The sequence below is a fragment of the Streptomyces sp. NPDC050439 genome, assembly GCF_040655335.1.
GTDB lineage: Bacteria > Actinomycetota > Actinomycetes > Streptomycetales > Streptomycetaceae > Streptomyces.
This window is the reverse complement of sequence record NZ_JBFAJT010000003.1, coordinates 105,253-126,799: the sequence shown is the minus strand read 5'-3', so window position 1 is coordinate 126,799 and position 21,547 is coordinate 105,253. Positions and strand designations below refer to the sequence as shown.

Genomic DNA, 21,547 nt, shown 5'->3' with positions numbered 1-21,547 from the left:
TGGACACCCGGACGTGCCGTGCCGTCTTCCCCAGTAAAGCGAATTCGGGGGAATTCACATGGCACGCTTCAACACCAAGGCCGCGAAGGCGCTCGTCACTTCCGCCGTGAAGTCGACCGGGCGCATCGCGCCGACCCACGAGGGCGGTCGAGGTCACCTGCGTGACCCGCGCTCCGAGCTCTTTCTGCTCGCGGTGGCACATTTCGTGACCCAGCGGACCTTTTACGAGGACGGGGGCGACCGCGACGACCGCTTCTCCGCGCTCGTCCGGCGCCTCGCCGTCGAGGACCCGGAGTGGACCGCGGGTCTGCTCGGCTGGCTGCGGGGCGACGGCAACATGCGCACGGCCTCGCTCGTCGGCGCCGCCGAGTACGTCAAGGCGCGCCTCGACGCGGGTGTCACCGAAGGCCCCGCCAACCGCCGGGTCGTCGGCTCCGTGCTGCGCCGCCCGGACGAGCCCGGCGAGCTGCTCGGGTACTGGACGGCGACGTACGGCCGCAACGTCCCCAAGCCCGTCAAGCGTGGCATCGCCGACGCGGTGGCCCGCCTGTACGGCGAGAAGGCGCTGCTGAAGTACGACACGGCGTCCAAGGGATACCGCTTCGGCGACATCCTCAACCTCGTGCACGCCGCGCCCGACGCGGACAAGCCGTGGCAGGGCGCCCTCTTCCAGTACGCGCTCGACCGTCGCCACCACCCCGAGACCGCCGTGCCGCCCGAGTCCGCCCGCGTCCTGGCCGCGCACCGTGCGCTGATGGCCGTGCCGGTCGCCGAGCGGCGCGCGGTGCTCACCGGGGCGGGCGGGGCCGAGCGGCTCGCCGCGGCGGGCATGACCTGGGAGGCGCTCGCGGGCTGGCTGCAGGGGCCGATGGACAAGGCGGCCTGGGAGGCGGTCATCCCGTCCATGGGCGCGATGGCGCTGGTGCGCAACCTCCGCAACTTCGACGAGGCAGGTGTCTCGGACGAGGTGGCGGCCGTCGTCGCGGCGAAGATCGCGGACCCGGCTCAGGTCGCCAGGTCGCGGCAGTTCCCCTTCCGCTATCTCGCCGCGTACCAGCACGCGCCGTCGCTGCGCTGGGCGTACCCGCTGGAGCAGGCACTCGGCCACTCGCTGGCCAACGTGCCCTCGCTGCCCGGACGTTCGCTCATCCTCGTCGACCGCTCGGGCTCGATGTGGTCGCCGCTCTCGGACCGCTCGCAGCTCAATCGCGCGGACGCCGCGGCGGTCTTCGGCACGGCGCTCGCGATGCGGGCGGCCGAGGCGGATCTGGTCGAGTTCGGCACGACCAGCGCACGGGTGTCGTACGGCAGGGGCGAGTCCGTCCTGAAGGTGCTCGAGCGCTTCGGCAGCCTCGGCGGCACGAACACCACCGAGGCGGTGCGCCGCTTCTACAAGAAGCACGACCGGGTCCTGATCGTCACCGACGAGCAGGCGACGTACAACTACCACGGCGACCCGACCGAGCAGGTCCCGGCGCACGTCCCGGTCTACACCTGGAACCTCGCGGGCCACCAGGTGGGTCACGGCGCGTCGGGCACGGGCAACCGCCATGTGTTCGGCGGGCTCTCGGACGCGGCTTTCCGGCTGGTGCAGTTGCTCGAGACGGGCGCCTCGAGCGACTGGCCGTGGATGCGTGCGCCCAAGGGCATTGCCCGTACGGCGAGTTGACATCTAACATTTCAGTGCATGGGAGCCATGCAACCGGTGCGTCGGACCCTCCTCAGGGATCAGGCGTACGTGTCGATCCGTGACGCGATCGTCGGTGGGGACATCGCGCCGGGCAGTGTCGTGCGGGACGCCGATCTCGCCGCGTCGCTCGGCCTGTCGCGCGCGCCCGTCCGTGAGGCGTTCTCGCGGCTCGTCGACGAAGGGCTCCTGGAGACGAAACCGCAGAGCCACACCCGTGTGACGCCGCTGGACGCGGCCGACGTACGGGACGCGGCCGCCGTCGTCCGCGCCATGCACGAACTCGCCGCCCGCAGCGCCGTGCCCCGCCTGGAGCCCGCGCACCTGCACGCGATGCGGGAGGCCAACCGGCGGTTCGCGGCGGCCGTGGCGTCCGGCGACGTGGAGGGTGCGCTGCGGGCCGACGACGAGGTGCACGGCGTCCTCGTCGAGGCCTGCGGCAACGGCGCCGCCGCGGCCACCATCGCCCGCTACACCCCCCTCATCCGCCGCCTGGAGAGGCAGCGCTTCGGCGAGGGCGTGGCCTGCGGCTCAGCCGCACTGCACGAGCGTCTCATCGACGCGTGCGCGGACGGCGCCCCGGAGGCCGCGGCGGCCGTCACCACGGAGATCTGGCGCGTCCTGGAAGAACTCGCCCACCCCTGAAGCCCTGAACCGGCCGGAGGCCCACGTGTCCACACCTCTCGACTCGTACTCCCGCTACCCCCTCCTCTTCGGCCCCTCGCCCGTCCACCCCCTGGACCGTCTCACCCACCACCTCGGCGGCGCCGCGCTCTGGGCCAAGCGCGAGGACTGCAACTCCGGGATCGCCTACGGCGGCAACAAGACCCGCAAACTGGAGTTCCTGGTGGCCGACGCGCTCGCGCAGGGCTGCGACACCCTCGTGTCGATCGGCGGCGTCCAGTCCAACCACACCCGCCAGGTCGCGGCCGTCGCCGCCCGCGCCGGACTCAAGTGCGTGCTGATCCAGGAGAGCTGGGTCGACTGGCCCGATTCCGTCTACGACAAGGTCGGCAACATCCTCGTCAGCAGGCTCGCGGGCGCCGACGTGCGCCTCGTGCGCGCCGGGTTCGGCATCGGCATCAAGGAGAGCTGGGAACAGGCGGTGCGCGAGGTCGAGGAGGCGGGCGGCAAGCCGTACGCGATTCCGGCGGGCTGCTCCGAGCACCGGCTCGGCGGCCTGGGGTTCGCGCGCTGGGCGTACGAAGTGGCCGAGCAGGAGGAGGAGTTGGGGGTGTTCTTCGACACCGTCGTGGTCTGCTCGGTGACCGGGTCCACGCAGGCGGGCATGGTCGCCGGTTTCGCCGCGCTCGCCGAGGAGGGCGCGCGCCCCCGGCGCGTCCTCGGCATCGACGCCTCCGCCGATCCCGTCCGCACCCGCGAGCAGATCGCCAGGATCACCCGCGGGACCGCCGAACTCATCGGCGTACAGGCAGAGGTCAAGGACGCCGACATCGAGCTGGACGCGCGCTATCACGCGGGCACCTACGGAGTCCCCGACGAGGCCACCCTCGACGCGATGCGGCTGGCTGCCCGCACGGAGGGCATGGTGACCGACCCGGTCTACGAGGGGAAGTCGATGGCCGGGATGATCGACCTGGTGGACAGGGGAGAGATCGCGCGCGACGCGACCGTCCTGTACGCCCACCTCGGCGGGCAGCCCGCCCTGAATGCCTACAGTGCCCTGTTCTGATCCCCCCTGTCCCCTCCGGTGGATCAAGGGCCCGGCCGAGGTCCGTGGGGCACGTATGTGCGCGTCGTGCGCGTGGTGCCACGGAACAACTACGTACCGCTACGAGGAACGTGCAGTTGTGTGTCGGTTTGATGCCGATGTGAGGACCGTGTGAGCTCGGAGCATGGTGCGCCGGGGTCCGGAGGGCGCATACTCAGAACATGACGAGGCCCCCCGGTACCCGACGCCACCTGCCGAACAGCCCTTTCAACGTTCCGCCGCCCCCCGCCCCGCCCATCGAGCAGTTCGCCGTGGGCGACCGGGTCTCCCACGATCAGTACGGACTCGGACGGATCGTCGGAGTGGAAGGCGAGGAAGCAGTGGTCATCGACTTCGCAGGCCGCCAGGGAAGGTTCCTGAGCCCCTATCCCAAGCTGGCCAAGCTCTGATCTGACGTACGCCTGCGCGCGCGTCCCCATGTACGACAAGGGGCGGCCGACGGGGAAGGTTCATCCCTTCCCGCCGGCCGCCCCTGCGCTTGCCTTCAGCGGCCTGACGCGTCCCGCGACGGCCCCTCACGGCCGTCCCAGGACGCGCGGCGGCTACAGCGCCTGCGCCGCCGGCTTCACCATTCCGCGCACGGTGCGTGACTTGACGAAGTCACCCATGGCGGTCATTTCCCACTCACCGGTGAACTGCTTGATCAGCTTCGCCATCATCACACCCGTCTGCGCCTCCGCGTTCGTGAGGTCGAAGCGGACCAGCTCCTCGCCCGTCGCCGCGTCGAGCAGGCGGCAGTACGCCTTGGCGACCTGCGTGAACTTCTGGCCCGAGAACGAGTTCACCGTGAAGACGAGACCCGTCACGTCCTGCGGCAGCCGGCCCAGGTCCACGACGATCACCTCGTCGTCACCGCCGCCCTCGCCCGTGAGGTTGTCGCCGGAGTGCTTGATCGCGCCGTTCACGATCGACAGCTTGCCGAAGTAGCAGCTGTCCACGTGGTTGCGCTGCGGGCCGTACGCGATGACGGAGGCGTCCAGGTCGATGTCCTTGCCGCCGTACGCGGGCTCCCAGCCGAGGCCCATCTTGACCTGCGAGAGGAGCGGCTTGCCGCCCTTGACCAGGGACACGGTCTGGTTCTTCTGGAGGCTGACCCGGCCCTTGTCCAGGTTGATCTTCCCGGCGCCGGGCGCGGGGGCCGCGGGCGCCGGGGGAGCGGCGGGGGCGGCGGGCGCGGCGAGGCGGGGGTCCGCGACCGGCGGGGGCGGGCCCTGGACGGGGGCGCCGGACGGGGGCGCCATCGGCGCGGCGGGTGCCGGGGCGGCCGGGGCGGCGGGCTCCTCGACCGAGACACCGAAGTCCGTCGCGATGCCCGCCAGGCCGTTCGAGTACCCCTGGCCGACGGCGCGCGCCTTCCACGCGCCGTTGCGCAGATAGACCTCGACGATCACCAGGGCGGTCTCGCCGCCGAGCTGCGGAGGCGTGAACGAGGCGAGGACGGTTCCGTCGTCCGCGTTGCGGATGGTGGCGGTGGGCTCGATGCCCTGGAAGGACTGGCCCGCCGCGTCCGGACTCGCGGTGACGACGATCTTCTCGATGCCTGCGGGCACGGCGCTGGTGTCCACCGTGATCTTGTCGGGCGTGGTGCCGCCGCCCGACTGGTAGGTCACACCGGGGCCCGAGGGCTGGTTGAAGAAGATGAAGTCGTCGTCGGAGCGCACCTTGCCGTCGGCGGTGAGCAGCAGGCCCGACACGTCGAGCCGCACCGGAGCGGCGACGTCAACCGCCACGCGGGTGGCGGAGAGAGGGATGTTCGAGCCGGGTGTCATAGCGGTCATGTCCGGGGTAACGAACGTCCCGGCTTTGCCGTTCCCTTACCCGCGGAAGTTTCTCTCTCCGCCCCCCGGCGGCCCTTCCTAGGGGACCACCACGATCTTCCGGCCCAGACCCGAGGCGAACCGCTCCAGCGCCTGGGGATAGGTGTCCAGGGGCAGCCTGTCGCTGATGAAGACGTCCGGGTCGAGAACACCCCCGGCGAACAGCTCCGCCGCCCGCTCATAGCTGTGCAGGACCGCCATCGACCCGGTGATGGTGATTTCCTGGTTGTAGATGCGGTACGGGTCGATGCTGACCCGTGTCGCGTAATCGGCGACCCCGAACTGCAGGAATGTCCCGGCCTTCGCGACACGTCCGATGCCGTCCTGGATCGCGTTCGCGTTGCCCGTGGCGTCGACCACGATGTCCCAGCCCTGCGGCCGGTCAAGTTCGTCGGCGCCCGCGGCCGACCCCGAGACACCCAACTGCCGGGCCGTGGCGAGGCGGTCCGGGTTGAGGTCCACGATGTCCACGCTCGCCGCCCCCGTCCGCTTGGCGAGCTCCAGCATCATCAGGCCCATCGTCCCGGAGCCGTAGATCAGGACGTGGGCGCCGAGCCGGGCACGCAGCACGTCGTAGCCGCGCACCGCGCAGGACAGCGGCTCGATGAGGGCCGCGTCCTGGGTGCGTACGTGCTCGGGGAGCCGCACGCAGTTGGCGACGGGCGCGACCGCGTACTGGGCCGCGCCGCCCGCCGTGGTGACGCCGATCGCGGCCCAGCGCTCGCAGAGGTTGTTGTGGCCGGTCCGGCAGTAGCGGCACTCGTGGCAGTACAGCGACGGATCGACGGCGACCCGGTCGCCGACCGCGAGCTCCGTGACCTCCCGGCCGAGCCCCACCACCTCCCCGGCGAACTCGTGCCCCGGCACCACCGGCAGCGTGGGCGCGAACTCGCCCTGCAGGATGTGCAGATCGGTTCCGCACAGACCGCACGCGGCGACCTCGACGACGACCTCGCGCGGCCCCGGGGTGGGGTCGGGCACCTCGCCGACGACGGCCTTGCCGACGGACTCGATGATGGCGGCCTTCACTTGACGGCTCCCAACGACAGGCCCTGGACCAGCTTGTCCTGGGCGGCGAACCCCGCGGCGAGCACCGGCAGGGAGATCACGAGCGACGCGGCGCACACCTTCGCCAGGAACAGGCCCTGGCTGGTGATGAAGCCGGTCAGGAACACGGGTGCGGTCTGGGCGACGACGCCCGTCAGGACCCGCGCGAAGAGCAGTTCGTTCCAGCTGAAGATGAAGCAGATCAGGGAGGTCGCCGCGATGCCCGGCAGCGCGATGGGGGCCACCACGCGCGTGAGGATGGTGGGCAGCCGCGCCCCGTCGATCTGCGCGGCCTCGATGATCGCGACCGGCACCTCGGCGAGGAAGGACTGCATCATCCACACCGCGATCGGCAGGTTCATCGACGTGTAGAGGATGACGAGGAGCCAGATGTTGTCGAGCATCTCGGCGTTCTTGGCGAAGAGATAGATCGGAAGCAGACCGGCCACGACCGGCAGCATCTTCGTCGACAGGAAGAAGAACAGGACGTCCGTCCACTTCTTCACCGGCCTGATGGACAGGGCGTACGCGGCGGGCAGCGCCAGGATCAGCACGAGCAGGGTCGAGGCCACCGAAGCGACCGTCGAGTTGATGAGCGCGGGCCAGGGGCTCGCGCCGCCGCCCGCGCCGAAGAACTCGCGGTAGCCGTCCAGGGTGAGGGAGGCGGCGACCGAGGGCGGATTGGTCGCCGCGTCCTCCTCCGAGTGGAAGGAGGTCAGCGTCATCCAGGCGATGGGCAGGAAGAACAGGATGCCGGCCAGCCAGGCGGCGAGGCCGAGGCCCGCGGAGCCCCGGACACGGAACCGGCCGCCGGGCTGTGACTGTGCTGGGGGACGTGTCTGCGTCGCGACGGTGCTCATGCGCGGGACGCCTCACGGAACAGGGACGAGACGACCCGCAGCGCGAAGGTCGCGATGATGATGGAACCGATGACGACGAGGACACCGGCGGCGGACGCCAGGCCGTTCTCGTGGGCCTGGTAGAAGCTCTGGTAGACGGTGTAGGGCAGGTTGGCCGTGCCCAGACCGCCCGAGGTGATCGTGAAGACGGCGTCGAAGTTCTGCACGATGTAGATCGAGCCGAGCAGCGCCCCCAGCTCCAGATAGCGCCGCAGATGCGGCAGCGTCAGATACCGGAACACCTGCCAGTTGCCCGCGCCGTCCATCCGGGCCGCCTCGATGAGCTCGCTGTCGCGGCTCTGCAGGCCCGCGAGCAGGATCAGCATCATGAACGGCGTCCACTGCCAGATCAGGGAGGCCTCGATGGCGATCAGCGGGGTGTTGGACACCCAGTCGGGCTGCGCCGCGCCGTCACCGCCCACCCAGTGCAGCAGGCCGTTGAAGAGGCCGTACTCGGGGTTGTAGAGCACGTGCTTCCACAGCAGCGCGGCGGCCACCGGCACAAGCAGGAACGGCGCGATGAGCAACGTACGCACCAGACCGCGCCCCCGGAACTTCCGGTCGAGGAGCAGGGCGAGACCGAGGCCGATGACGAGGCTCGCGAGCACCACGGTGGCCGTGAGCACGATGGTCGTCAGGACGGACTTGCGCAGGTCCGGGTCGGTGAGGACCTCGGAGTAGTTGTCGAGCCCGGCGAAGCTGCGGGCGTCGGGGTAGAGCGCGTTCCAGTCGAAGAAGGAGATCACCAGCGTGGCCACGAACGGCAGCTGGGTCACCACGACCATGAAGATCAGGGCGGGCAGCAGCGGAGCCCTGGTGGCCCAGGCGCGCAGCCTGCCTCCCGGCTTCCTGGGCGGGGACACGCGCGCCTTCGTGGGCGCGACGGCGGGGGTACTCGCGGTGGCGGTCATCGTCCCTCGTACTCCTCGGCGATCTTCTCGGCGAGCTTCTGTGACTTCTTGAGGGCCGATTCGACGGACTGGCGTCCGGCGATGGCCGCGCTGATCTCCTGGGAGACCTTCGTGCCGAGGTCGGTGAACTCGGGGATGCCGACGAACTGGATGCCGGGCGCGGGCCGGGGCTGTACGCCCGGGTCACGCGGTTTCGCGCCCTCGATGGCGGCACGGGTGACGTCCTGGAAGGCGGCGGCTTCCTCGCGGTACTCGGGGTTGTCGTACGTGGAGGCGCGCTTGCCCGCGGGGACGTTGGACCAGCCGATCTCCTCGCCGACCAGTTCCTCGTACTCCTTGCTGGACGCCCAGGAGACGAACTTCCAGGCCTTGTCCGGGTTGCGCGACGCCTTCTGCAGGCCCCAGGCCCAGGTGTAGAGCCACCCGGAGCTCTCGGTCTTCTCGACGGGCGCCGGTACGTAGCCGATTTTGCCCTTGACCGGGGACTTGGCGGATTCCAGCGACCCGGCGGCGGCCGTGGCGTCGTACCACATGGCGGTCTTGCCCTGGGTGAGATTGTTCAGGCACTCGGCGTAGCCGGACTGGGCGGCCCCGGACTCGCCGTGCTCGCGGACGAGGTCCACGTAGAACTGTGTCGCCTTCTTGAACTCGGGGGAGTCGAGGCGCGCCTTCCACCCCTTGTCGAACCACGTCCCTCCGAAGGTGTTCACCACCGTCGTCAGGGGCGCGATCAGCTCGCCCCAGCCCGGGAGCCCGCGCAGACAGATGCCCTTCATCCCGGACTCGACGCCGGCGCCCTCTACGTCGCCCGCGAGCTTCGCCACCTGCTGCCAGGTGGGCTTCTTCGGCATGGTGAGACCGGCCTTCTCGAAGACGTCCTTGCGGTACATCAGGAAGGACGACTCCCCGTAGAAGGGCTGTCCGTAGAGCTTGCCGTCGTCCCCGGTGAGGGACTGGCGCATCGACGGCAGTACGTCCTTCTCGTCGTACGCCGTGTCCTTGCGCGTGTACGAGCCGAGTTCGTGCAGCCAGTCGTTCTTGGCGTAGATCGGGATCTCGTAGTTGCTGAGCGTGGCGACGTCGTACTGGCCCGCCTGGTTGGCGAAGTCCTGGCTGATCTTGTCGCGGACGTCGTTCTCGGGCAGGACCGTGAAGTTCACCTTGATGCCCGTTTCCTTGGTGAAGTGGGCGGCGGTGAGCTTCTGCAGTTCGACCATCTGCGGGTTGTTCACCATCAGTACGTTGATGGAGTCGCCGCCTGAACCGGTCCCGCCCGCCCCGGCCCAGCAGCCGGACAGCAGCGGGGCAAGCAGCGTCCCTGCGGCTGCCGCGGCGAGTGCGCGCGACCTCCGTCGGCTCTGGGTTCGCATGAATGCTCCTGGACTTATGGGGACTTATGGGGGTGGGTCGGGGTGGGTGAGGGCGTGCGGGATCACGAAAGGTGCGGGAGGTGAGTGGGGCGGGTCAATGGGGGAGAGCGAGCGGGGGTGTCAGACGCGGATGACTTGGGGCCCCTGGAGCGAGTAGCGGTGTGCCTCGGAGGCGGGCAACTGCGTGCTCGTGACGATCGCCTCCAGCTCGCCGACGTGCCCGAACCGGCAGAAGCTCGTCGCCCCGAACTTGGTGTGCACGCCCGCGAACACGGTGCGCCGTGACGCGCGGATGGCCTGCGTCTTGACCTCGCTGACCGCGGGGTCGGGCGTGGTCAAGCCGTGCTCACGGGAGATGCCGTTCGCCCCGATGTAGGCGAGGTCGAGCACGAACCCGGCCAGCATGCGCGTCGTCCAGTGGTCGACGGTCGCGAGGGTGCCGGGGCGGACGCGGCCGCCGAGGAGCAGCACGGACATGTTGTCGGCCTCGGCGAGGGCGCCGGCGGTGGCCAGGGAGGCGGTGACCACGGTCAGCGGGCGGCCCTTGGCGGCCTCGGGGAGAGCCTCGGCGATGAGCTGCGGGGTGAAGCCCTCGTCCACGAAGACGGTTTCGGCGTCGCCGAGGAGGTCGGCGGCGGCGGTGGCGATCCTGCGCTTCTCCGGGACGTGCATGGTCGTGCGGAAGGCGAGGGTCGTCTCGAAACCGGCGCTCTCCACGGGGTAGGCGCCGCCGTGGGTGCGGCGGACCAGGCCGTGGTCCTCCAGGGCGCGGAGGTCACGGCGGACGGTCTCCTTGGCGACGCCCAGTTCGGTGGCGAGGGCGGTGACGTCCACGGAGCCGGAGGTCCTCGCGGCCCGGACGATTTTTCGCTGGCGCTCTTCCGCGGTCATGGCCACCGCCTCCCTTCCCTCGCCGTGCCCGTTCGGGCCCTGGGGGAAAGTTCTACAGCGGGGCGGGGTGTGTGAACAGGCTCGGAGCGGGGGTGATGGTGCCCGTCTCTGCCCGCTTGGCGGCGCTCTGGCCTCTGCTTCGGGCTTGAGGGGTGCCCGTTCGGGGGGCGGGGGTGCCCGTTCGCTGCCCGCTTGGGGGTTCAAGGCCTTTCTTCCCCAACCCCGCCCCTTCCCGAAAACCCGCTCTGGCGCGGGGGCCTTGGCGGACCTCATCACCGGCTCCGCCGAGTTCGTCCTCAAACGCCGGACGGGCTGAGATCTCACGCCGGTCCGGACATGTCTTTCAGCCGTCCGGCGTTTGAGGACGCCCCCGCGCAGCGGGTTTTCGGGAAGGGGTGGGGTTGGGGACTAAATCCTTCAGTACGGCCACACCGGCGGGTTCGTGCAGAAGTGGCCCCCCAGGTTCGCGTGGTCCGGGTTCGCGGGGTCCAGTTCTCCCTGCTCCGCGACCAGCTTCGCCGCGTACCGCTCGGAGTCGTCCTCCGGCGAGTAGCCCAGCGCACGCGCCGACGAAAGGTCCCACCACAACCGCGTGTTGGCGGACGAGCCGTACACCACCGTGTGCCCCACCGCGGGAGCGGTCAGCGCCGCGTCGAAGAGCCGGGCGCCGTCCCCGGGGCTCATCCAGACCGACAGCATCCGCACGCTCGTCGGCTCCGGGAAGCACGAGCCGATCCGCACCGAGACGGTCTCCATGCCGTGCTTGTCCCAGTAGAACTGGGCGAGATCCTCGCCGAAGGACTTCGACAGGCCGTAGAACGTGTCGGGGCGGCGCGGCGTGTCCACCGCGATCAGCGGATCGTCGCCGACGGGCCGCGGCGTGAACCCCACCGCGTGGTTCGACGAGGCGAAGACGATCCGGCGGACGCCCTCCTCGCGCGCCGCCTCGTAGAGGTTGTACGTCCCCTCGATGTTCGCCCGCAGGATCTTGTCGAAGGAGGACTCCAGGGAGATGCCCGCGAGATGGATGACCGCGTCGACACCCCGCACGGCCTCCCGCAGCGCCTTCTTGTCGGCGAGGTCCGCCGTGATCGCGTCCGGCTCGCCCTCGACGGGCCGCACGTCGAACAGCCGCAGGTCGTGGCCGTGGGCCGGGAGCAGCCCCCGCATCAGGGTGCCGAGGCCGCCTGCGGCGCCGGTGAGCAGGACGGTGCGGGGAGCGGGCATGAGGAGGTCTCCTGTGTATGTGTACGTACAGCATTCACATCTGTGGACACGCTAAAGATCGACGGCTCGCCGCGTCAAGTGTCGTACGGAGGCGGGTCATCCGCTCTCGAATCGCTCTCAAATCGCGGTTCTCTTGGCGACCTTGACGCTTGACCGGGGCTCGGCGGGCGCCTTAGCGTGGAGCTGTTCAGAAATATGGACGTGAATCAGAAACGTGGATCGCACAACGTGCACGCTAAGGGAGAGCCCGTGACGTCAGCACCCCTCGCCGCTCGACTCGACATCCCCAGCGGGCCGCTGTTCTTCCCGGTCACCGCCTACGCGCCGGACGGCTCCGTCGACCTCGACGTCTTCCGCGCGCACGTGCGCGCGGGCGTCGAGGCAGGTGCGGCGGCCGTGTTCGCGTGCTGCGGCACGGGCGAGTTCCACGCCCTGACGCCCGAGGAGTTCCGGGCGTGCGTCGCCGCCGCCGTCGAGGAGACGGCGGGCCGCGTGCCGGTGGTCGCGGGCGCGGGCTACGGCACCGCGCTCGCCGTCAGGTACGCGCGGCTCGCCGAGGACGCGGGTGCCGACGGGCTGCTCGCGATGCCTCCCTACCTCGTCGTGGCCGGGCAGGAGGGCCTGCTTCGGCACTACGCCGAACTGGCCGCGGCCACCTCCCTCGAAGTCATCGTCTACCAGCGCGACAACGCCGTGTTCACCCCGGAGACCGTGGTCGGGCTCGCCCGCACCGAGGGCATCATCGGGTTCAAGGACGGCCTCGGCGACATGGACCTGATGCAGCGCATCGTCAGCGCCGTACGCACGGAAGTCCCGGAGGAGTTCCTCTACTTCAACGGCCTGCCCACCGCCGAGCTGACCGGGCTCGCCTACCGAGGCATCGGCGTGTCGCTCTACTCGTCGGCCGTCTTCTGCTTCGCGCCCGACATCGCGCTCGCCTTCCACCGGGCCTTCAACGCCCGGACCGCCGAGGGCGACGCCACCGTGAACCGCCTCATCGACGGCTTCTACCGCCCCTTCGTGGAGCTGCGCGCCGAGGGCAGGGGATACGCGGTCTCCCTCGTCAAGGCGGGCGTACGCCTGGCCGGGCTGGACGTCGGCGGGGTGCGGTCGCCGCTGCACGAACCCGCCGACGAGCACATCAAGCGCCTCGCCGAGCTGACCGAGCGCGGGCGCGCCCTGCTGCTGGAGGAGAGCGCGTGAGGGCCGGAGAGGAGCGCGTGAGGACCGGAGGAGAGCGCGTGCGGACCTCCGCCTTCCTGTACCCCTGGGACGTCGTCGGCGACCCCGCGGCGCCCGCGCGCGTCGCCGGTCTCGGCGTCCAGCAGGTCACCCTGGCCTCCGCCTACCACTCCACCCGCGCGCTCACCCCCCGCCACCCGCGCCACCGCATCGTCACCGCCGAGCACGCGGCGGTCCTGTACGAGCCGGACGACCGGTGGGAGGGGCGCGCCCTGCGCCCGTATGCGGCGGGGAGCTGGGCCCCGGGCGATGCCTACGGAGAGGCCGCCGAAGCCCTTGCGGCGGCCGGGCTCGACGTGCACACCTGGGTCGTCCTCGCCCACAACTCCCGTATGGGCGCCGAGCATCCGGACACCTCCGTGGTCAACGCCTACGGAGACCGCTACCCCTGGGCGCCCTGCATCGCGCGGCCCGCCACGCGCGCGTACCTCGTCGATCTCGCCGCGGAGGCCGCCGTCCGGCCGGGCGCGCGCGGCACCGAGCTGGAGTCCCTCGGCTGGTACGGCCTCGCGCATCTGCACGCCCACGACAAGATCGCGGGAGTGCCGCTCGGGGAGGCCGGGCAGTACCTGATGTCCCTGTGCTTCTGCGCGGACTGCCGTGCGGGGTACGCCGGGCAAGGGCTCGCCCCCGAGGAGTTGGCGGCCGGCGTGCGCAGTGCTCTGGAGCCCGTGTGGCGCGGCGAGGAGCCTGCCGGGGGCTGGGAGGCGGTGGAGAAGCTCCTGGGTGCGGAGACGGCGGCCGCCACGCGCGCGTGGCGCGAGGAAACCGCCCGCACGCTCCAGGAGGCGGCGATCGAGGCCGTGCGCGCCGCCGCCCCGGACGGCTTCCAAGTGCTGCTGCACGCCGATCCGGTGGCGTACCACTGCGGCGCCAACGCCGGAGTCGACCCCGGGCACATCCTCTCCGTGGCCGACGGCGTGGTCGTGCCCTGCACGGGGGGTGCCCAGGCTCTGACGCCCTTCGACGCGCACCGCACCGCTCGCACCACCCTCGCCGCGAACCTCACCGTCGTCTCCGGCATGGGCGGCAGCCCCGCCACCCTCGCCGCGGACGCCGAGAACGCGCTCACACTGGGCGCGGACGAACTGCGGCTCTACCACGCCGGGTTGGCGTCCGACGCGGATCTCGCCCACGTGACGGCTGCCTTGGCGCGCCTCACATAGACCCTGTCCAGCGCCAGGCTCCCGGCCGCGGACCAGACGAAGGCCGTCGCTACGATCAAGTGCTGGGTCACTGTGAAGTGGTGGGCATGCAGAGGGGGTTGGGGCGCGTGCGGAACAAGGGGATCGACGGCGTCAAAGGGGTGACCGCGCTGCTGTGCGCGGGCATGCTGGCGGGCTCGGCCGTACTGGCCGGGGCCGCGCCCGCGGCGGCGCGGACGTCCGCGGGCGGGGCGGAGGTCCAGGCCGAGGACTTCCGCGAACGCCTGGAGGGCATCCCGGGCATGACGGTCACCGGCGTGCAGGACGTGCGCGGGTACCCCCAGTACGCGCTCACCTACGCGCAGCCCGTCGACCACCGCGACCCGGGCGCCGGGACCTTCACCCAGCGCCTCACCCTGTGGCACAAGGCCACGGACAAGCCGACGGTCCTCTTCACCCCGGGCTACGACCTCTTCTCCGACGTCACACCACTCACCGACATCCTCGACGCCAACCAAGTGAGCGTGGAGCACCGCTACTTCGAGAAGTCACGCCCCTCCGGGCCCGCGGGCGAAGACTGGTCGAAGCTCACCGTGCAGCAGGAGGCAGCCGACGAACACCGGCTGACCCAGGCGCTGCGCGGCATCGAGAAGGGCAAGTGGATCGGCGTCGGCGCCAGCAAGGGCGGTATGACGGCGACGTACCACGAGCGCTACTACCCCGACGACCTGGACGGGGTCGTCGCGGTCGTCGCACCGAACGACACCGACAACAAGGATGACAGGGCCTACGAGCGCTTCTTCAGGACCGTCGGGACGCGCGAGTGCCGCGACGCCCTGAACGCCGTGCAGCGCGAGATGCTCCTGCGGCGGGACACGCTGCTCCCCAAGTTCGAGGCGGAGGCGCAGAAGGAAGGTGCCACGTTCGAGGAGGTCCTCGGCACCGCGGACCGCGCCTTCGAGCGCGGCGTGCTCGAACAGGTCTGGGGCTTCTGGCAGAGCGGCGGGATCGAGAAATGTCCCACCGTGCCCGACGCGAAGAAGGCCACGGACGACGAGCTGTACTCGTGGTCCAGGAAGAACGGCATGGGCATGTTCCAGGACGAGGTCCTGGGCACCCACGGCGGCGGCCCCCACGACCGACAAGCCGCCACGCAGCTCGGCTGGGCGGACCTGAAGCTGAGCCACCTCGACGGTCTGCGCCGGTACCCGGGCCTGCGGCATCCCGACGCCTCGCTCCCCGCCGCCATGCGCGGCGGAACCTACGAGGGCAGGACCGTCGCCGACGTCGACCGCTGGGTGAGGACCAAGGGCGAGCGGATGCTCTTCATCTACGCCGAGAACGACCCCTGGAGCGCCGAGAGGTTCACGCCCGGCAAGCGTGACTCGTACCGCTATGTCGCGCCCGGCGCCCACCACGGCAACGCCATCGAGAAGCTGCCGCCCGCCGAGCTCGCGGAGGCCATCGGGCACGTCAAGCGCTGGGCCGACGTGAAGTAGCCCGCCGTGGGGCGGGCGTGAGCAGGAATGCGGCAACGCCGGGACCAGCGGGCGAAGCAGGTGATGGTGGTTCCAAGGGCCCCGGTCATGCATAGGGCAGGTGCGGTCGATGTGGTCCTCGTCGTCCGTACGTCCGGCCCTTCCCGGCGATGAGTTTCGGGGGTCCGTCCGGTCTACAGGGGAGGAGCACGGTCCGCGGGGCAGGGCCGCCGAGATTCGGGAGGATTCATGACGAAGATCGTCGACTTCGAGCGGCAGACCCGGCTGGTGGCGGCCGTCGCGGAAGGGGTCACCGACGAGCAGCTCGCGGGGCCCACCCCCTGTCCGGAGTATCAAGTACGCCATCTGCTGGGCCACCTGATCGGTCTCGCGGGCGCGTTCCGGGACGCCGGGCGCAAGAACCTCGGACCGCAGCTCGACCAGAACCCGGGGGATTCCCTTCCTGACATCGGCCCCGGCTGGCGCGCCGAACTGCCCAAGCTGCTGGACGAGTTGGTGGAGGCATGGCGCGACCCGGCAGCGTACGAGGGCATGACGAGGGCGGGCGGCATCGACCTTCCGGGAGCCGTCGCCGGAGCCGTGGCCATGGACGAACTCGTCGTCCATGGATGGGACTTGGCGCGTGCGACGGGTCAGGCGTACGCACCTGACGAGGCGAGCCTGGCGGTGGCGCGGGAGTTGCTCACGCCCCAGGAGGGTGACACCTCCGAGGACAGCCCGTTCGGGCCCCCGGTCCCGGTGCCGGACGACGCCCCTCTCCTCGACCGCGTGATCGGCCTCAGCGGCCGCGACCCGGGGTGGACGCCCGGAGCCTGACCCCTCGGGCCCCCAGACCCCAGCCCCCAGCCCCCAGCCCCTCCAGGCTTTCCCCGGATCAGGTATTGATCGGGTAAAGGGTCTCGCGGGGTGGCGTGTGATGCGCGTAGACAGTGCGCGTAGACAGGCCTTGACCTGCTTGAACACATGCCCTCGCACAGACTCTGATCCGGAGATATCGACCTATGCGCAAGTCCCTTCGAGTGGCCGGCATCGCCACCGCCTGTGCCGTCGCCGGCGCCGCGCTGTACGGCACCGGCGCGGCCACCGCCGACAACGCCCCGGCGCGGCACACCGCCGAACCCCAGAACATCGGCCTGCTCGTCGGCGAGATCGACGACTACTACGGCGCCTACGAGGATGCCGACGGCGTCTGGCGCTCCTCGCCCGACAGCCCGTACGCCAAGGATCTGGCGCGCATCCAGGCGAAGGCGAAGAAGGACATCAGGAAGGCCGCAGCCGCGCACGGCAAGAAGGCCGGGAAGCCCGGGAAGGCCAAGAAGCCCGCGATCGTTCTCGACGTCGACGACACCTCCCTGCTCAGCTTCGACTACGAGAAGCGCACCAACTACACCTACAACAGCGCCACGTGGGACGCGTACGTGAAAGCGGCCAAGCGCCCCGCCGTCTTCGGCATGCCCGAACTCGTCACGTACGCCAAGAGCAAGGGTGTCGAGGTCTTCTTCCTCACCGGTCTGAGCGAGTCGCAGCGCGAGGGCGCCGTCACGAACCTCGCCGGGGCGGGGTACGACACGCAGCTCGACACCACCCACGTCTTCACCAAGAACAAGACGGCCCCGCCCGCCTACCTGAGCGGCTGCGCCACGCCCGCCAAGTGGGAGTGCACCACCGTGCAGTTCAAGGAAGGGACCCGCAGGCACATCGAGTCGACCGGCTACAACATCGTCGGCAGCTTCGGCGACCAGGTGTCCGACCTCGCGGGCGGATACGCGGACAAGACGTACAAGCTGCCCAACCCGACGTACTTCGTGGAGTAGTTCCGGGTGCCCCCCGGCGGTCACGCCTATGAAGCTCGGCATAACTAGATAGGTTGCATTCCTGACTAGGTCGCTCTACGGTCTAGGTAGCTCACATGCTCATGGGGCCGTGCGGCACGCGTCGCCCGGCCCCTTCGGGAAGGGGGACCCCACCATGACCGCCTCGCTCTCGCCGGAGTTCTCGGCCGCCTCCACGGCCGTCACCGCCGTGCTCGGCGCCTATCTGCTGTTCGGTGAGCCCTGGCTCGGCCGCCGTCTCTACGGCTCGCTCGCCCGCCGCCGCGACACCGAACCAGGCGCTCTCGTCGGCTACTTCACCTTCGTCCTCGTCTTCTGGTGGGTCCTCGCCGCGCTCGCCGCGGTGGTCCTGCTGCTCTCGCCGGCCATGGCCGCCGCCGACCTCGGCATCGTGGCGCCCGAGTCGCCGGTGACCACGGTCGTCGTCATCGTCACGATGGGCGCGGTCACGGTGGTGTCCGGACGCAAGATGCGCGCCCTCGCCGCGGGCGGCAGGAACGTGCCGGGGCTCGCCTCCATCAAGGCGATGCTGCCGCGCACGGCCAAGGAGCGCCGCCTGGCGATCGCCGTCGCCGTCACCGACGGCATCTGCGCCGAGCTGGTCTACCGCGGGCTCCTGATCGCCTTCGCCGTCGGTGTGCTCGGCCTCAACCTCTATGTGGCAGCGGCACTTTCGGCGCTCGTGTACGCCGTCGCCGGCATCTACCAGGGCCGCAGCGGCGTCATCGCCTTCGGCCTCGTCGGGGCGCTGTTCGCCGGACTCTATGTGTCGACCGGCAGCCTGCTGCTGCCCGTCGCCATCCACATCGCCCTCTCCGTGAGGGACTTGACGCTCCCCGAGCCGGAGCCGATCGGCTCCGTGCCGACGTACGCGCCGACCCCGAAGGGCAGCTGACCATGACCGCACCCGCCTCCGGCGGCGCGAAGACCGACCGCCGGGCCAGCTGGTTCAAGGGCGTGCTGGACCTGCTCGTGCTCGCGAGCCTCACCGACGGCGAGAGCTACGGGTACGAGATCGCCAAGCTGCTCGGCGCCGCCGGCTTCGGCCAGATCAAGGGCGGCACGCTCTACCCCGTGCTCAACCGCCTCGAAGAGGCGGGCCTGGTCGCCGCCGAGTTCCGGGCCACCGAGAAGGGCCCGGGCCGGCGGTACTACTCCCTTACGGACGACGGCCGCGCCACGCTCGGCGAGCAGGGCGGGCTGTGGCTCGCCTTCGACGGCTCCGTGCGTGAGGTCCTCGCGAAGGCGGGTGTGCGATGAACGAGGGTTACGTGCGCGACAGCTACCTCCTCGACCTCGCCGACCGGCTGCGGGAACTCGGGCTGCCCGCCGACCGCATCGAGGCCACCGTCGCGGATCTCGGCGCGCACCTGGACGAGTCGGACGGGGCCGACCCGGAGGCCGAGTTCGGCTCGGTCGACGAGTTCGCCCGCGAACTGGCACCGGCCGGGGCGCAGCGGCCCGACGCCCCCGGGGCGCACGTCGAGACGTGGCGGTGGACCGCCGACACGTACGTCGACGAGGAGCTGCTCAACCGCTTCGGCGACGAGGGGTGGGAGATGGAACGGGTCGACGCGCTCGGCCGTTTCGTCAGCCACCGTGACCTGGAGCGGCCGCAGCGCTGGGAGTACCGCCGTGAGCTGGTCACGCGGGGGCGTGAGGGGCTCGACGAGCGGCTGGCTCCCGACGGCTGGGAGGCCTGCGGGAACTGGATCGTCTACGCGTGGTTCAAGCGGCCGCTGGCTGCGAGCCTCGGGCCGGGGGCGGAGGTGGGGTCGCCGCCGCCCGCGCCGGGGCGGCGGTGGTTCCTCAGCCGCAAGTTCGCCCTGCTGGTGATCGCCGCCGGAGTGGTCGTCGTCCTGGCGGGCTTGATGGTGGCCCTGGACGACGGCGAGGCGAGCAGCGGCCTCGGCTTCGCCGCCGGGATCTTGGCGGGGGCCCTGTTCCCCCTGGCCGCCCTGTGGAGCTGGCAGGTCTGGCGCTCGCGCCGTTGACCCCCGCGGGGTGCCGTCACGTTCATCGGCACCCCGCGGCCTTTCCGTCACGACTTCAGCGCCGCCGACATCATCGCCCTCGCGATCGGTGCCGCCAGGCCGTTGCCGCTGACCTCCGACCTCGCCGCGTCCGAGGACTCGACGATGACCGCCACCGCGACCTCCTTGCCGTCGCTGCCCTTGGCGTACGAGGTGAACCAGGCGTACGGCGTCTTGCTGTTGTTCTCGCCGTGCTGGGCCGTGCCCGTCTTGCCGCCCACGTCCGCGCCACTGATCTGCGCGTTCGTGCCCGTGCCCTTCTCGACGACCGTCTCCATCGCCGACTGCAGCTGGTTCGCCGTGCTCTCGCTCATCACGCGCTCGGAGTCCGCGTCGTCGAACGAGTCGAGCACGTCGCCGTTCGAGTCGGTGATCTGGGACACCATGTGCGGGGACACCAGTTCGCCGCCGTTGGCGATCGCCCCCGAGACCATCGACATCTGCAGCGGAGTCGCCGTGACGTCGAACTGGCCGATGCCGGTCAGTGCCGTCTGGGCCTTGTCCATGTCGGACGGATACACGCTCTCGGAGGCGCGTACCGGCACGTCCAGCTTGTCGGTGTTGAAGCCCATCTTCTCGGCCATCGACTTGACCTTGTCCTGGCCCAGGTCGACGGCCATCTTCGCGAAGACGTTGTTGCACGAGTACTGCAGCGCCGTACGGATCGTGGCGTTCTCGCAGGGCGCGCTCGCGCTCTCGTTCTTCAGGACCGTGCGCGTGCCGGGCAGCGTGTACGGGTTCGGGCTGTCGGTCCCGGTGTCCGCCGAGCCGTAGAGCCCGTCCTCCAGGGCCGCCGCCGCGACGACCAGCTTGAACGTCGAACCGGGCGGCAGCGGCTGCCGCAGCGCGCGGTTGACCATCGGCTTGTCCTCGTCCTTCAGGAGCGCCTGCCACTCCTTGGAGTCGGTGGAACCGCTGATGTCCGAGGGGTCGTACGAGGGCGTCGACACCATGCCGAGGATCTTGCCCGTCTTCGGGTCGACGGCGACGGCCGCGCCCTTCTTGTCGCCGAGCGACTTGTACGCGGCCTTCTGCACCGCCGGGTCGATCGTCGTGACCACGTCACCCGGGTCTGCGCGCTTGTTCGTCACGGTGTCCAGCGGGTTCTTCAGCCGGTTGTCGGTGCCGTCGAGGACGTCCTTGTAGATGCCCTCCAGCTGCGTGGCCCCGTACACCTGCGAGCTGTAGCCCGTGACGGACGAGTACAGATCACCGTCCTTGTACGTGCGTTTGTACTTGAGGTCGCCGCCCTTCGTCCGCTCGGAGCCGGTGACGGCCGCACCGCCCACGATGATGTCGCCCAGCGGGTTCGCGTACTGCTCTATCGCGTTGCGCCGGTTCAGCTTGTCGTCCGCGAGAGCCTTCGAGTCGTAGAACTGCACCCACGTCGCCCGCACCAGGAGGGCGACGACGAGCAGCAGCGTGAAGACCGAGGCGTGCCTGATCGTCTTGTTCATCCCGTAAAAGGACGAGCGGCGCGGACGCATTCGTTCCGTTCTGCCGGGTTTCTTAGAGATTCCTCATACTGCGGGGGCGCCACGGCCAGAGACTCAGTCGGCGTTCATGAAGCCCGCCTCGTACGCCGCGATCACCGCCTGCGTGCGATCCCGCGCCCCCGTCTTGGCGAGGACCGAGGCCACGTGCGTCTTCACCGTCGCCGGGCCCACGCCCATCCGCCCCGCGATCTCCGCGTTGGTCAGGCCCGCGGCCATCAGCCGCAGCACCTCGCTCTCGCGCCCCGTCAGCCTGCCCACCCAGGCCGGCGGCGCGGGCCTGGCGCGCGCGTGCTCGGCGGCCAGGGCGCGCACCGCGGCGGGGAACAGCAGCGAGTCGCTGCGCGCGACGAGTCGCACCGCCTGTACGAGCGAGTCCGCGTCGGCCCGCTTGAGCAGGAACCCGGAGGCGCCGGCCCGCAGCGCCTCGTACACGTAGGAGTCGTTCTCGAAGGTCGTCACGACCACGATGAGCGGCGGCTCCTCCTGCGTCCGCAGGATCTGCTCCGTGGCCCGGATGCCGTCGATCTCCGGCATGCGTACGTCCATGAGCACCACGTCGGGCCGCAGCTCGCGCACGACGGACACCGCATCGGCGCCGCTCGCCGCCTCGCCGACGACCTCCAGATCGGGCTCGGCGGAGAGGATGACGCGCAGGGCGGTGCGCACCATGCGTTCGTCGTCGGCGAGCACGATGCGGATGGGGCCGGCGGACATCTCGG

21 protein-coding genes are annotated in these 21,547 nt (G+C 70.5%); 12 read left to right on the top strand and 9 right to left on the bottom strand.

The features are described from left to right. Positions 1-58 precede the first annotated feature (58 nt). The 4 genes from AB0I66_RS13670 to AB0I66_RS13655 all read left to right on the top strand — a co-directional run bounded on the left by AB0I66_RS13670 (position 59) and on the right by AB0I66_RS13655 (position 3,808). Positions 59-1,669 (top strand): TROVE domain-containing protein, encoded by a 1,611-nt coding sequence (locus AB0I66_RS13670; protein ID WP_363208015.1) that lies wholly within the window; start codon positions 59-61, stop codon positions 1,667-1,669. A gap of 18 nt (positions 1,670-1,687) precedes the next feature. Next, the gene (locus tag AB0I66_RS13665; protein ID WP_363208014.1) at positions 1,688-2,332 is read left to right on the top strand and encodes a GntR family transcriptional regulator; all 645 of its coding nucleotides are present in this window, start codon (positions 1,688-1,690) and stop codon (positions 2,330-2,332) included. A 25-nt stretch (positions 2,333-2,357) separates the two neighbouring features. Further along, positions 2,358-3,380, top strand: coding sequence for a 1-aminocyclopropane-1-carboxylate deaminase (locus AB0I66_RS13660; RefSeq protein ID WP_363208013.1), 1,023 nt, complete (start codon positions 2,358-2,360; stop codon positions 3,378-3,380). Positions 3,381-3,580: 200 nt separating this feature from the next. Beyond that, positions 3,581-3,808 carry a CarD family transcriptional regulator gene (locus tag AB0I66_RS13655; protein ID WP_135329399.1) on the top strand — a complete coding sequence of 76 codons (228 nt, stop codon included), beginning with the start codon at positions 3,581-3,583 and terminating at the stop codon, positions 3,806-3,808. A gap of 153 nt (positions 3,809-3,961) precedes the next feature. Here the strand turns inward: AB0I66_RS13655 and AB0I66_RS13650 are convergent, their stop codons facing one another. The 7 genes from AB0I66_RS13650 to AB0I66_RS13620 form a co-directional block, all read right to left on the bottom strand. After that, positions 3,962-5,188, bottom strand: coding sequence for a TerD family protein (locus AB0I66_RS13650; RefSeq protein WP_363208663.1), 1,227 nt, complete (start codon positions 5,186-5,188; stop codon positions 3,962-3,964). 87 nt (positions 5,189-5,275) lie between these two features. Next, positions 5,276-6,265 (bottom strand): zinc-dependent alcohol dehydrogenase family protein, encoded by a 990-nt coding sequence (locus tag AB0I66_RS13645; protein WP_363208012.1) that lies wholly within the window; start codon positions 6,263-6,265, stop codon positions 5,276-5,278. Continuing rightward, entirely contained in the window at positions 6,262-7,143 is an 882-nt protein-coding gene (locus AB0I66_RS13640; RefSeq protein WP_363208011.1) for a carbohydrate ABC transporter permease, read from the bottom strand. The genes AB0I66_RS13645 and AB0I66_RS13640 overlap by 4 nt, the downstream gene beginning before the upstream one ends. Beyond that, the gene (locus AB0I66_RS13635; protein WP_363208010.1) at positions 7,140-8,093 is read right to left on the bottom strand and encodes a sugar ABC transporter permease; all 954 of its coding nucleotides are present in this window, start codon (positions 8,091-8,093) and stop codon (positions 7,140-7,142) included. Before AB0I66_RS13635 ends, AB0I66_RS13640 begins: the two co-directional genes overlap by 4 nt. Continuing rightward, the gene (locus AB0I66_RS13630; RefSeq protein ID WP_363208009.1) at positions 8,090-9,463 is read right to left on the bottom strand and encodes a sugar ABC transporter substrate-binding protein; all 1,374 of its coding nucleotides are present in this window, start codon (positions 9,461-9,463) and stop codon (positions 8,090-8,092) included. Before AB0I66_RS13630 ends, AB0I66_RS13635 begins: the two co-directional genes overlap by 4 nt. A gap of 120 nt (positions 9,464-9,583) precedes the next feature. After that, positions 9,584-10,354: a DeoR/GlpR family DNA-binding transcription regulator gene (locus AB0I66_RS13625; protein ID WP_363208008.1), complete on the bottom strand. Its 771-nt coding sequence runs from the start codon at positions 10,352-10,354 to the stop codon at positions 9,584-9,586. Between the two features lie 417 nt (positions 10,355-10,771). Continuing rightward, positions 10,772-11,581, bottom strand: a complete 810-nt coding sequence (locus AB0I66_RS13620; RefSeq protein ID WP_363208007.1) for an NAD(P)-dependent oxidoreductase — start codon at positions 11,579-11,581, stop codon at positions 10,772-10,774. 249 nt (positions 11,582-11,830) lie between these two features. On the opposite strand from AB0I66_RS13620, the gene AB0I66_RS13615 reads away from it, so the two are divergent. From AB0I66_RS13615 to AB0I66_RS13580, 8 genes are all read left to right on the top strand, one after another. Next, positions 11,831-12,784: a 5-dehydro-4-deoxyglucarate dehydratase gene (locus AB0I66_RS13615; protein WP_363208006.1), complete on the top strand. Its 954-nt coding sequence runs from the start codon at positions 11,831-11,833 to the stop codon at positions 12,782-12,784. A 38-nt stretch (positions 12,785-12,822) separates the two neighbouring features. Further along, on the top strand, positions 12,823-13,989 hold the full coding sequence (locus AB0I66_RS13610) for a hypothetical protein (RefSeq protein WP_363208005.1): 1,167 nt from the start codon (positions 12,823-12,825) through the stop codon (positions 13,987-13,989). Positions 13,990-14,096: 107 nt separating this feature from the next. After that, positions 14,097-15,467, top strand: coding sequence for a S28 family serine protease (locus AB0I66_RS13605; protein ID WP_363208004.1), 1,371 nt, complete (start codon positions 14,097-14,099; stop codon positions 15,465-15,467). A 228-nt stretch (positions 15,468-15,695) separates the two neighbouring features. Continuing rightward, positions 15,696-16,283 (top strand): TIGR03086 family metal-binding protein, encoded by a 588-nt coding sequence (locus AB0I66_RS13600; protein WP_363208003.1) that lies wholly within the window; start codon positions 15,696-15,698, stop codon positions 16,281-16,283. 185 nt (positions 16,284-16,468) lie between these two features. Continuing rightward, entirely contained in the window at positions 16,469-17,281 is an 813-nt protein-coding gene (locus tag AB0I66_RS13595; protein WP_363208002.1) for an HAD family acid phosphatase, read from the top strand. A gap of 154 nt (positions 17,282-17,435) precedes the next feature. Continuing rightward, positions 17,436-18,194 carry a CPBP family intramembrane glutamic endopeptidase gene (locus tag AB0I66_RS13590; protein WP_363208001.1) on the top strand — a complete coding sequence of 253 codons (759 nt, stop codon included), beginning with the start codon at positions 17,436-17,438 and terminating at the stop codon, positions 18,192-18,194. A 2-nt stretch (positions 18,195-18,196) separates the two neighbouring features. Next, complete coding sequence (locus AB0I66_RS13585; RefSeq protein WP_363208000.1) at positions 18,197-18,559, top strand: PadR family transcriptional regulator; 363 nt, start codon at positions 18,197-18,199, stop codon at positions 18,557-18,559. Next, complete coding sequence (locus AB0I66_RS13580) at positions 18,556-19,293, top strand: hypothetical protein (protein WP_363207999.1); 738 nt, start codon at positions 18,556-18,558, stop codon at positions 19,291-19,293. The genes AB0I66_RS13585 and AB0I66_RS13580 overlap by 4 nt, the downstream gene beginning before the upstream one ends. Before the next feature lie 47 nt (positions 19,294-19,340). Here AB0I66_RS13580 and AB0I66_RS13575 read toward each other — a convergent pair whose 3' ends face one another. Together AB0I66_RS13575 and AB0I66_RS13570 are read right to left on the bottom strand one after the other, a co-directional pair. Further along, positions 19,341-20,789 (bottom strand): penicillin-binding transpeptidase domain-containing protein, encoded by a 1,449-nt coding sequence (locus AB0I66_RS13575; protein WP_363207998.1) that lies wholly within the window; start codon positions 20,787-20,789, stop codon positions 19,341-19,343. A 93-nt stretch (positions 20,790-20,882) separates the two neighbouring features. Next, positions 20,883-21,542 carry a response regulator transcription factor gene (locus AB0I66_RS13570; RefSeq protein WP_363208662.1) on the bottom strand — a complete coding sequence of 220 codons (660 nt, stop codon included), beginning with the start codon at positions 21,540-21,542 and terminating at the stop codon, positions 20,883-20,885. Between the last annotated feature and the right edge of the window lie 5 nt (positions 21,543-21,547).